This window comes from Roseobacter sp. HKCCD6576-2, assembly GCF_013179285.1.
Classification (GTDB): domain Bacteria; phylum Pseudomonadota; class Alphaproteobacteria; order Rhodobacterales; family Rhodobacteraceae; genus Rhodophyticola; species Rhodophyticola oceani.
On the sequence record NZ_WVNW01000001.1, the window covers coordinates 1,061,542 to 1,072,634 of the forward strand.

9 protein-coding genes are annotated in these 11,093 nt (G+C 61.7%); 7 read left to right on the forward strand and 2 right to left on the reverse strand.

What is annotated here, in order from left to right; translation table 11 throughout:
- Window positions 1-13: 13 nt before the first annotated feature.
- Window positions 14-940, reverse strand: coding sequence for a choline ABC transporter substrate-binding protein (gene choX / locus GTF44_RS05345; protein WP_171558061.1), 927 nt, complete (start codon window positions 938-940; stop codon window positions 14-16).
- 95 nt (window positions 941-1,035) lie between these two features.
- Here choX and betI point away from each other — a divergent pair, with 95 nt between their 5' ends.
- The 5 genes from betI to betA all read left to right on the forward strand — a co-directional run bounded on the left by betI (window position 1,036) and on the right by betA (window position 6,802).
- Window positions 1,036-1,608, forward strand: coding sequence for a transcriptional regulator BetI (gene betI, locus GTF44_RS05350; RefSeq protein WP_171558646.1), 573 nt, complete (start codon window positions 1,036-1,038; stop codon window positions 1,606-1,608).
- Window positions 1,605-3,113, forward strand: a complete 1,509-nt coding sequence (gene betC, locus GTF44_RS05355) for a choline-sulfatase (RefSeq protein WP_171558063.1) — start codon at window positions 1,605-1,607, stop codon at window positions 3,111-3,113. Before betI ends, betC begins: the two co-directional genes overlap by 4 nt.
- A gap of 40 nt (window positions 3,114-3,153) precedes the next feature.
- Window positions 3,154-3,573 (forward strand): RidA family protein, encoded by a 420-nt coding sequence (locus GTF44_RS05360; RefSeq protein ID WP_171558065.1) that lies wholly within the window; start codon window positions 3,154-3,156, stop codon window positions 3,571-3,573.
- 103 nt (window positions 3,574-3,676) lie between these two features.
- A complete protein-coding gene (gene betB, locus GTF44_RS05365) occupies window positions 3,677-5,134 on the forward strand; it encodes a betaine-aldehyde dehydrogenase (protein WP_171558067.1) in 1,458 nt (485 codons plus the stop codon).
- A gap of 9 nt (window positions 5,135-5,143) precedes the next feature.
- On the forward strand, window positions 5,144-6,802 hold the full coding sequence (betA, locus tag GTF44_RS05370) for a choline dehydrogenase (RefSeq protein WP_171558068.1): 1,659 nt from the start codon (window positions 5,144-5,146) through the stop codon (window positions 6,800-6,802).
- 10 nt (window positions 6,803-6,812) lie between these two features.
- Here the strand turns inward: betA and GTF44_RS05375 are convergent, their stop codons facing one another.
- Window positions 6,813-7,625: a phytanoyl-CoA dioxygenase family protein gene (locus GTF44_RS05375; protein WP_171558070.1), complete on the reverse strand. Its 813-nt coding sequence runs from the start codon at window positions 7,623-7,625 to the stop codon at window positions 6,813-6,815.
- 211 nt (window positions 7,626-7,836) lie between these two features.
- Here GTF44_RS05375 and GTF44_RS05380 point away from each other — a divergent pair, with 211 nt between their 5' ends.
- Both GTF44_RS05380 and GTF44_RS05385 read left to right on the forward strand, forming a co-directional pair.
- Window positions 7,837-10,026 carry a thiamine pyrophosphate-dependent enzyme gene (locus tag GTF44_RS05380; protein ID WP_171558071.1) on the forward strand — a complete coding sequence of 730 codons (2,190 nt, stop codon included), beginning with the start codon at window positions 7,837-7,839 and terminating at the stop codon, window positions 10,024-10,026.
- A complete protein-coding gene (locus tag GTF44_RS05385; RefSeq protein ID WP_171558073.1) occupies window positions 10,023-11,054 on the forward strand; it encodes an ACP S-malonyltransferase in 1,032 nt (343 codons plus the stop codon). The genes GTF44_RS05380 and GTF44_RS05385 overlap by 4 nt, the downstream gene beginning before the upstream one ends.
- Window positions 11,055-11,093: the final 39 nt, after the last annotated feature.

Below are 11,093 nucleotides of genomic sequence, written 5' to 3' on the forward strand. Positions count from 1 at the left end.
CCCGAATGTCTGCTTACATGTCGAGCGCGGCAGTCACGGCGTCGACCGCATCGCCACCATCCATGGTGGTCACGCCATCCAGCCAAGCAGGCCATACATCCCGGTTCGCCGACAGCCAGGCCGAGGCCGCATCGCGCGGATCCATCCCGTCATTCAGGATGCCGCCCATGATCTCGTTTTCCATCGCCAGCGTGAATTCCAAGTTGTTCAGAAACGCGCCCACATTCGGGCAGGCATCCACATAGCCAGCAGAGGTGTTGGTGTAGACGGTTGCGCCGCCCAGATTGGGCCCGAACCAGTCATCGCCGCCTTCAAGATATGTCAGGTCAAAATTCGCGTTCATCGGGTGCGGTTCCCAGCCAAGAAACACGACGGGCTCATCGCGGTCCGAGGCGCGCGCCACTTGCGCCAGCATCCCAGCTTCGGAGCTTTCCACCACGTCGAACTCTTCTAACCCGAACGCGTTGGCTTCGATCATGTCGAGGATCAGGCGGTTGCCGTCATTGCCCGGCTCGATGCCGTAAATCTCACCGTCCAACGCGTCGAGATTGGCGGCGATCGTATCGAAACTGGTGATGCCCAGGGCCGCTCCGGCGGCGTTTGTCGCCAGCGTGTATTTCGCGCCTTCCAGGTTTGCGCGGACGGTGTCGACCGTGCCCGCCTCGCGGTATGGGGCGATATCGGCCTCCATGGTTGGCATCCAGTTGCCCAGGAAGATGTCGATATCGCCTGAAGCCAGAGCGGTATAGGTCACCGGCACGGACAGCACCTGAATATCCGTTTCATAACCAAGCGCATCCAGCACATAGGTGGTCGCCGCGGTCGTCGCGGTGATGTCGGTCCAGCCCACATCCGAGAAGGTGATTGTCTCGCATTCGGCGGCCACGAGGCCCGCGCTCATCACCAAGGCGATGGCGGAGGTTGTCGTCAGTTTTAGCATTGTGCTACTCCCTGTTTTTTGATTGACTCGTCAGTCAACATTAACGAATCTTAATCTGCATCCTGTCAACGGAGAAGATTGTGCCCAAAATCGGTATGGAACCTCTCCGTCGATCTGCTTTGGTCGAGGCAACGATCATCGAGATCGGCCGTGTAGGGACGTTAGACATCACCGTGGCGCAGATTGCAAAGCGCGCGGGCATGTCGAGCGCGCTGGCGCATCATTATTTTGGCGGCAAGGAACAGATGTTCGCCGCGGCCATGCGGCATGTGTTGACACTTTATGGGGCCGAAATACGTGGCGCTTTGGCAATGGCGAAAACCCCACGCGCGCGGATCGAGGCGGTGATCCGCGCCAGTTTCTCACCCAGCCATTTCCGGCCCGAAGTGGTCGCGGCCTGGCTCAATTTCTACGTCCAAGCGCAGCGGTCTGACGAGGCAGCGCGTCTTTTGCGCCTCTATCATGCGCGTCTGCGCAGCAATCTGCATCATGATCTGCGCAAACTCTCACGCGCCCAGGCGATGAAGCTGACCCGCGGCATCGCGGCGATGATCGACGGGCTTTATATCCGCCAGGCTCTGAATGCCGAGCAGCTGCGCGCGGAGGACGCGATTGCACTCCTGCTCGATTATCTCGACACCGCCCTCGCGGCGGAGGTTGACACATGACCCAGCCCAATATCCTGATATTCATGGTCGATCAGTTGAACGGCACCTTCTTTCCCGATGGTCCGGCCGATTGGCTCCACGCCCCGAACCTGAAGAAACTCGCCGCCCGATCAACGCGCTTTGCCAATAGCTACACGGCCAGCCCGCTCTGCGCCCCAGGCCGCGCCAGTTTCATGTCCGGCCTTCTGCCGTCCCGGTCCCGCGTCTATGACAACGCCGCCGAGTTCGCCTCCGATATCCCCACCTATGCCCATCACCTGCGCCGGGCGGGATACCAAACTTGCCTCTCGGGCAAGATGCATTTCGTCGGTCCCGATCAGTTGCATGGGTTCGAGGAACGGCTGACCACCGATATCTACCCTGCCGATTTCGGTTGGACGCCGGACTACCGCAAGCCGGGCGAGCGGATCGACTGGTGGTATCACAATATGGGCTCGGTGACGGGCGCAGGCGTGGCCGAGATTTCCAACCAGATGGAATATGACGATGAGGTCGCGTTTCAGGCGCGGCAGAAGGTCTATGATCTCGCGCGCGGCAAGGACGACCGCCCCTGGTGCCTGACGGTCAGCTTCACCCACCCGCACGACCCTTACGTGGCGCGCAAGAAATATTGGGACCTTTATGAGGATTGCGACCATCTGCTGCCCGAGGTCCCGGCGATGGCATATGAAGACCATGACCCCCACGCGCAGCGCATCTTCGACGCCAATGACTGGCGCAGTTTCGACATCCGCGAAGATGATATCCGCCGGTCCCGCCGTGCCTATTTCGCCAATATTTCTTATCTCGACGACAAGATCGGCGAGGTGATGGAGGCGCTAGAGGCGACACGGCAAGAGGCGATCATCCTTTTCGTCTCGGATCACGGCGATATGCTGGGCGAGCGCGGGCTCTGGTTCAAAATGTGCTTCTATGAGGGGTCTGCCCGCGTTCCGATCATGATCTCCGCGCCGGATATGGCACCGGGCCTTGTCACTGATCCGGTCTCGAACATCGATATCTGCCCGACCCTTTGCGATCTCGCGGGTGTGTCGATGGATGAGGTGGCCCCATGGACCACGGGCGAAAGTCTCGTACCGCTGGGCCAAGGCGGCACGCGCGACACACCTGTGGCGATGGAATATGCCGCCGAGGCCTCCTACGCGCCGCTGGTCTGCCTGCGGTATGGCAAGTGGAAGTACACCCGCTGCGCGCTCGATCCCGATCAGCTCTTCGATCTGGAGGCTGACCCGCAGGAGCTGACCAATCTGGCCGATCACCCGGACCATCAGGGCACCGTCACGACGCTCCGCGCCAAATCCGAGGCGCGCTGGGACCTGGAGGCCTTCGACGCGCAGGTGCGCGAAAGCCAGGCCCGTCGTTGGGTGGTCTATGAGGCGCTCCGCAAGGGCGGCTATTACCCCTGGGATTTTCAGCCCCTGCAACAGGCCAGCGAGCGCTTCATGCGCAACCATATGGATTTGAACACACTCGAAGAAAGCCAGCGCTTCCCGCGCGGCGAATGACGGCCCGTCGCGGCTGACATCAAAGGATGAGGACCGGATCATGACACAGCCCATCATCAGGCTTAACCCGCCGACCATGCCGAATTCTCGGGATATGGGATATTCGCAGATCTCGATCGTTGAGCCGGGCCGGATGGCCTATGTCTCAGGTCAGGTTGCTTGGACGCCCGATGGCACCCCTGCACCTGACAGCCTGGCCGAGCAGACCCGTCTTGCGGCGGCCAATGCGCAAGCCGCCCTCGATGCCCTGGGGGCGACACCCCAGGATATCGTCATGCTGCGCTGTTTCATGACCGATTTGAATGATGACCCGCTGGCCGAGGCGTTTCCGCCGCTGTTGGAGTTTCTGGATGGAGCAGAGCCCTGCATCACCGGCGTCGGCGTGGCCGCCCTAGCGGGCGCGGACCTCAAGATCGAGCTGGAGCTGACCGTGCGCGTGCCGGACGGATCGCTGCCCTAAGACCACGAAAGAGAGATGCGAAGGCGTGCCGATTTGGCCGCTTTTTGCAACGGACCGACCTTGAATGTGATGCGCGCGAGCGGCGCGCCGAATGAGGATTGTAATGACATTCACGCCCCCCAAAGCCAGCCATTTTGTCAATGGTACCTATGTTGAAGACAGCGCTGGTGACCCGATTCCGGTGGTCTATCCGGCCACGGGAGAGGTGCTCTGCACGCTCCATGCTGCCACGCCTGCGATCATTGATCAGGCGCTGGAGGCGGCAAAGGCGGCGCAGAGGGTTTGGGCCAAGACCAGCGGCGCGGATCGGTCCCGCATCTTGCGCGGGGCGTCGGAAATCATGCGTGACCGCAATCGTGAGCTGAGCGTGTTGGAAACCTACGACACCGGCAAACCGTTGCAGGAAACACTGGTGGCCGATGCGACCTCCGGTGCCGATGCCCTCGAATACTTCGCGGCCCATGCGGCCACGATGACCGGGGAACATATCTCGCTGCCTGGCGGCGATTTCGCCTATACGATCCGCGAGCCGCTTGGCGTCTGTGCGGGGCTCGGTGCATGGAATTACCCGACGCAGATCATCTGCTGGAAAACCGCCCCGGCGCTCGCCTGCGGCAATGCGATGGTGTTCAAACCGTCGGAGACGACGCCGCTTTGTGCCCTGAAAGTTGCTGAAATCCTCACCGAAGCCGGTGCGCCCCCGGGGCTGATCAACGTGATCCAAGGTTATGGCACGGTTGGCGCGGCGCTCTCCACCGATCCGCGCGTGGCCAAGGTCTCGCTCACCGGCTCGGCGCCAACGGGCAAGAAGGTCTATGCTGCCGCTGCGGCGGGGATGAAGCATGTCACCATGGAACTCGGCGGCAAATCCCCTCTGGTGATCTTTGACGATGCCGATTTGGAAAACGCCGTGTCTGGCGCGATCATGGCGAATTTCTATTCCTCGGGTCAGGTCTGTTCCAACGGCACCCGAGTCTTCGTGCAAAGCGGTATCAAAGAGGCGTTTCTTGCCCGGCTGAGTGAACGGCTTGCCGATGCCGTGATCGGCGACCCGCTGGATGAGAAAACAAGCTTCGGCCCAATGGTGTCAGAGGCGCAGATGAAGATTGTTGCGGGCTATATCGCCAAGGGTCTTGAGGAAGGCGCACATTTGGTCACTGGTGGCACACGCCTCGACCGCGACGGGTTCTTCCTCGCCCCCACGGTCTTTGCCGACGTCACCGATAAGATGACCATCGCGAAAGAGGAAATCTTCGGCCCGGTGCTGAGTGTCCTCGATTTCGAGACCGAAGAGGACGTGATCGCGCGCGCCAATGACACCGAATTTGGCCTGGCCGCGGGTGTCTTCACCCAAGACATCACCCGCGCACACCGGGTGGTGCAAAGTTTCGAGGCCGGCACCTGTTATGTGAACTGCTACAATCTCGCGCCCGTCGAAGCGCCTTTTGGCGGCGTCAAAGCCTCCGGCGTCGGTCGCGAAAACTCCCGCGAAGCACTCAACCACTACTCCCAAACCCGGACCGTCTACATCGCGATGAACGCTGTAGAGGCTCCTTTCTAAGGCTCTGACATGGAAGCAGATTTTGTGATCGTCGGCGCCGGTTCGGCTGGCTGTGCAATGGCCTATCGTTTGTCGGAGAGCGGCGCTTCGGTCTTGATTGTAGAGGCTGGCGGCACCGATATCGGCCCGTTCATTCAGATGCCCGCTGCGCTCAGCTATCCGATGAATATGCGGCGCTATGATTGGGGCTTCCAATCCGAGCCGGAGCCGCATCTGGGCGGTCGTCGCCTCGCCACGCCGCGCGGCAGAGTCGTCGGTGGATCAAGCTCGATCAACGGCATGATCTATGTGCGCGGCCATGCGCGCGATTTCGACACCTGGGCCGAGATGGGCGCGGATGGCTGGAGCTATGCCGATGTGCTGCCCTATTACAAACGGCTGGAGCATTGGCATCCGGGCCCTTGGGGCGGCGACATGCATTGGCGCGGCACAACGGGTCCGCTGCATGTGACCCGTGGTCCGCGAAAGAACCCGCTTTATCACGCCTTTGTCGAAGCCGGGCAGCAGGCAGGCTATCCCAAGACGGATGACTATAACGGCCATCAACAGGAAGGCTTTGGCCCGTTTGAGCAAACTGTTTGGCGCGGGCGGCGTTGGTCGGCGGCCAATGCGTATCTGCGGCCCGCGCTAAAGCGGGAAAACTGCGATTTGTTGCGTGCAGAGGTTCGACGTGTGGTGATCGAACAAGGCCGCGCCGTCGGGGTCGAAGTGACGCGCGGCAGCGGGACCGACGTGATCAAAGCGCGCCGCGAGGTGATTCTCGCCGCCTCCTCAATCAACTCACCGAAGCTGTTGATGCTCTCCGGGATCGGCCCGGCTGCGCATCTGATTGAGCATGGCATTCCGGTTGTCGCAGACCGTGCGGGCGTGGGGCAGAACCTGCAAGACCACCTGGAACTTTATATCCAGATGGCGGCAAGTCAGCCGGTGACACTTTACAAGCATTGGAACCTGATCTCGAAAGCGGTGATCGGGGCGCAGTGGCTCTTCACCAAAACCGGTCTGGGCGCGTCGAACCAATTTGAATCCACCGGCTTCATCCGTAGTCGTGCGGGCATCGATTATCCCGATATTCAGTTTCATTTCCTGCCGCTTGCGGTGCGCTATGATGGCAAGACAGCCGCCGAAGGCCACGGGTTCCAAGCCCATGTCGGCCCAATGCGCAGCCCGTCACGCGGTGCCGTCACTTTGGCGTCGGCCGACCCAAAGGACCCACCCAAAATTCTCTTCAACTACATGTCGACCGCGCAGGATTGGGAGGATTTCCGCCGCTGCATCCGCCTGACCCGGGAGATTTTCGCGCAAGACGCGTTCAAACCCTATGTGAAGCATGAGATCCAACCAGGCGATGCGCTGCAATCGGATGACGAGTTGGACGGTTTCATCCGCGAGCATGCCGAAAGCGCCTATCACCCCTGCGGAACGGCGCGGATGGGCCGTACCGATGATCCGATGGCGGTCGTGGACCCGCAAGCGCGCGTTATTGGTGTCGACAGGCTGCGATTGGCTGACAGTTCTGTCTTCCCATTGATTCCAAATGGAAACCTGAATGCCCCCTCGATCATGGTGGGTGAGAAGGCGGCGGATCACATCCTGGGTAAGACACCCTTACCGCCCTCCAATGCGGAACCGTGGATGCATCCCGATTGGCAGACCGCGCAGCGCTGAGCGAAACGTGTCAGCCGCTCTGTGCCGACCGGGTCCAGATCACCGGGAACCAGTCTTCGCGGAGCCGCTGGCCCGGCACCATGTCATGGCCGGGGAAGGGCGGCGACGTCCGCCCCGGGCGCTCTACATAGCGCGCATCATCACCCAACAAGCGGAGCGAAAAGGCGCGCCGCCGGGTTGCGGCCTCGTTGCCGCGCGCGCCATGCAAACAGCCGTAATGAAACGCCACCGCATCCCCCGGCTCCATCTCCCACTCCAACACCGTCATGCCTTCGGCATCAGGGTCCGGCACCGGCAGATAGGCGTCGCTCTCGGCATAGAAATCTTCCTCCGACAGCCAGCGGGTCGGCAAGACCGGCTTTTCCCATAGATGCGAACCTGCGACGCAACGCAACGACGCCTCGCGCACTGGGTCAAGCGGTGACCAGAAGCTAACCACCTGCCGCCCCTCGACGAAGTAATACGGCCCGTCTTGATGCCAGGGCGTGGGTTTCGAGGTCCCCGGTTCTTTTACAAGAATATGATCGTGGAACATTTGCACACGCTCTGACCCCATCAAATCGGCGGCCACCTCAGCGGCGGGCGAGCTGGCGATCACGTCCTGAAACTCGGGGATGCGAGTCCAGTTGCAATAGTCATCGAAAAACCGGCCCGCTTCGCCCTCCTTGAGGTTCTCGGCAGCATAGTGCCCGGGCTCTGCCATGTTGCGGGCAATGCCGCTGCGCAAGGTGTCAACATGATCGGCAAAGAGCCCTTTGATCAGCACGGCGCCATCGCGTTGATAGGCAGTGATTTGGTCGGGCGTGACAAGCGGATGCGGCATGACGGCTGTCCTCAGCAAAGTTCGAGGCAAGCTTTGCTCAGATTCTTCCCCGGTGCCAGCCCATACATGCAGTTTGACACATTGCTCCGGCAACTTGCCGGAACCCGGTGCCGCCCTCCGCAATCAGGGAGTTTTAAGTCCCCGACACTGCCGCTAACCTCGCGCCGACCCCGGGCCGGAACCCGGGCACCACCATCATTTGGGGAGCAGGATGGACCGCGCCGAGATCGTACATGAGAATTTCCAAACCCGGGTCCGCGCGGGCGACCTTCCGCCTGGGGCGGCACCAAATGCCGCGCTTAACAACCCGGATGCGGTGCGGCTGTTTCGGGCGCAATGCCTCAGCCGGGCGTTGGATCGGACAAGCCGCGCGATGCAGAAAGCCGGGCAGGGGTTTTACACGATTGGATCGTCTGGCCATGAGGGGATGGCCGCCGTCGCGCATGCGCTGCGCCCCGATGACATCGCCTTCCTGCATTACCGGGATGCTGCGTTTCAAATCGCCCGCGCCGATCAGGTGCCGGGGCAATCGATCGCTTGGGATATGCTCCTCAGCTTTGCGTGTTCTTCCGAAGACCCGATCTCTGGCGGGCGGCACAAAGTGCTTGGCTCCAAGCCGCTGATGATCCCGCCGCAAACCTCCACCATTGCCAGCCATCTGCCGAAAGCCGTCGGCGCGGCCTATGGGTTGGGCTTGGCCCGGCGGCACCCGCCCGAACACCGGATGCTGGCCGAGGATGCCATCTCGGTTTGTTCCTTTGGCGATGCCTCGTTGAACCATTCCACGGCGCAAGGCGCGATTAACACGGCGGGCTGGACCTCGGTGCAATCGGTGCCGCTGCCGCTTCTGTTCGTCTGTGAGGATAATGGCATTGGGATTTCGACGGAAACGCCGAAAGGCTGGGTCGCGGCCTCGCTACAGCATCGCCCTGGCGTGAAATACGTCCATGCCGATGGGCTGGACCTCTACGATACGGCGCGCGCGGCTGCTGAGGCCGCCGACTATGTGCGCACGCGCCGCAAACCGGCGGTGCTCCACCTGACCATGGTGCGGCTCTACGGCCATGCGGGGGCCGATCTGCCCACCACCTATCTGCCAAAATCGCAGGTCGAGGCGGAGGAGGCGAATGACCCGCTTTTGCACTCCGTCCGCTTGTTGGAAGCGGCCGGGGCACTGGATCGCAGCGCGGCTCTGGCGATTTATGACGAGACCTGCGCCCGGGTACAGGCCATTGCCGCCGAAGCGACGACCCGCCCACGTCTGAAAACCGCGAAAGATGTGATGGCGAGCCTGATCCCGCCGAAACGCGCCTGCCGCCCGACCAATGGCCCGTCGGCAGAGGCGCGGGCGGCGGCCTTTGGCAGCGATCTCAAGCAGTTGGACAGCCCGCAACCGATGTCGCGCCTGATCAACTGGGCGCTGACCGATCTGATGTTGGAGCATGGCGAGATCGTTATGATGGGCGAGGATGTGGGGCGCAAAGGCGGCGTTTACGGCGTCACACAGAAGCTGCATCAGCGTTTTGGCGCGGACCGGATGATCGACACGCTGTTGGACGAGCAATCCATCCTCGGTCTGGCCATTGGCTTGGCGCAGAACGGGTTTGTCCCGATGCCCGAGATCCAGTTCCTTGCTTATCTGCACAATGCCGAGGATCAGCTCCGGGGCGAGGCAGCAACATTGCCGTTCTTCAGCCAGGGCCAGTTCACCAACCCAATGGTCCTTCGCATTGCCGGACTCGGCTATCAAAAGGGTTTCGGCGGCCATTTCCACAATGACAATTCGGTCGCCGTGTTACGCGATATCCCGGCGTTGATCTTGGCGTGCCCGTCCAATGGTGCCGACGCCGCGATGATGCTGCGCGAGGCCGTGCGGCTGGCGCGTGAAGAGCAGCGGCTGGTGGTCTTCCTCGAACCCATCGCACTCTATCCGATGCGGGATCTGCATGAGCCCGGCGATGGCGGATGGATGCAGACCTATCCCGCGCCGGATCAGCGGATCGCCTTGGGCGAGGTCGGCCAACAGGGCGACGGCACGGACCTCGCCATCGTCACATTCGGCAATGGCACTTATCTCTCGCATCAGGCGCAGGCAAAGCTTGCGGCGGCGGGTGTCGATGCGCGGGTGATTGATTTGCGTTGGTTATCCCCCTTGCCGGAACCTGCTGTGCGAGAGTCCATTTCGGGCTGCAAACATGTGCTGATCGTCGATGAAACCCGGCGCTCTGGCGGTGTGGCCGAGGCGTTGATGGCGATGCTGGCCGAAGCGGGCGTGGCCTCTTATGCCCGGTTCACGGCGGAGGACAGTTTCATCGCGACCGGGCCGGCCTATGCCGCCACCATGCCCTCGGCAGACGGCATCGTTGAGGCAGCAATGGCTCTCGTAGGAGGTGCAAAATGACCCGGCGGGCGGTGCTGATCTGCCCCGGGCGGGGCACCTATAACAAAGCCGAACTTGGGTATCTGGCACGTCATCACGGCGACAAACCGGATCTTCTGGCGCGCTTCAATGCGATCCGCACCGCTGAGGGGCAAGAGACCGTTACGGAGCTTGACGGTGCCGCGCGGTTCCAGACGGCCAAGCACACCCGCGGCGATATCGCATCCCCGCTGATCTATGCGTCTTCCTTTGCCGATGCACAGGCCCTGGCCGAGGATATCGAGATTGTCGCCGTCACCGGAAATTCCATGGGCTGGTACATCGCACTGGCCGCCGGAGGTGCGCTTTCCGCCGAAGATGGGTTTCGGGTCGTCAATACGATGGGCCGCTTTATGCAAGAGGCCTCAATCGGCGGGCAATTGGTTTATCCCGTTGTGGGGGAGACCTGGCAGCCCGATCCGGCACGAAAGAGCGATCTGCTGGCCTTGGTGGCAGAGATCAACGCCCGAGAAAACCACACTCTGGCGCTCTCGATCGATTTGGGCGGGATGCTTGTCTTGGCCGGTGACGAGCCGGGCCTCTCCGCGTTTGAGGCAGCTGCGCCGAAGGATGCAACGCGGGCGCCACTGCGCCTGCCGAACCATGCGGCTTTTCATACCGGGATGCAGACCCCCGTTGCAGAACAGGGGCGTGGCCTCCTGTCTCCAGAGATGTTTGGTCAACCCAAAGCCGCGCTCATTGACGGTCGGGGCGCCATCTGGTGGCCATATGCGACCGATCCGGCGGCGCTTTGGGATTACACGCTTGGGCATCAGGTCTTCGAACCTTATGATTTCACCCGTGCCGTTACGGTCGCGGCCCGTGAATTTGCCCCCGATCTCTTCATTGTCACCGGTCCGGGCACGACGCTTGGCGGTGCCGTGGCACAATCGCTGATCGCTTGCGATTGGCGCGGCCTCGCCAGCAAGGCGGATTTCCAGACCCGACAGGCCCAGAACCCATTCCTGATCGCCATGGGGCGGGAGGATCAACGCAAGCTGGTGGTCTAAAAGCGACATGCAAGCACTAGACAAATGTGTCTAGACAGG

Coding starts and splice junctions, on each gene's coding strand:
- GTF44_RS05380 (WP_171558071.1), top strand. CDS start 7,837: ATGGACCGCGCCGAGATCGTACATGAGAATTTCCAAACCCGGGTCCGC.
- betA (WP_171558068.1), top strand. CDS start 5,144: ATGGAAGCAGATTTTGTGATCGTCGGCGCCGGTTCGGCTGGCTGTGCA.
- betB (WP_171558067.1), top strand. CDS start 3,677: ATGACATTCACGCCCCCCAAAGCCAGCCATTTTGTCAATGGTACCTAT.
- betI (WP_171558646.1), top strand. CDS start 1,036: ATGGAACCTCTCCGTCGATCTGCTTTGGTCGAGGCAACGATCATCGAG.
- betC (WP_171558063.1), top strand. CDS start 1,605: ATGACCCAGCCCAATATCCTGATATTCATGGTCGATCAGTTGAACGGC.
- choX (WP_171558061.1), bottom strand. CDS start 940: ATGCTAAAACTGACGACAACCTCCGCCATCGCCTTGGTGATGAGCGCG.
- GTF44_RS05360 (WP_171558065.1), top strand. CDS start 3,154: ATGACACAGCCCATCATCAGGCTTAACCCGCCGACCATGCCGAATTCT.
- GTF44_RS05385 (WP_171558073.1), top strand. CDS start 10,023: ATGACCCGGCGGGCGGTGCTGATCTGCCCCGGGCGGGGCACCTATAAC.
- GTF44_RS05375 (WP_171558070.1), bottom strand. CDS start 7,625: ATGCCGCATCCGCTTGTCACGCCCGACCAAATCACTGCCTATCAACGC.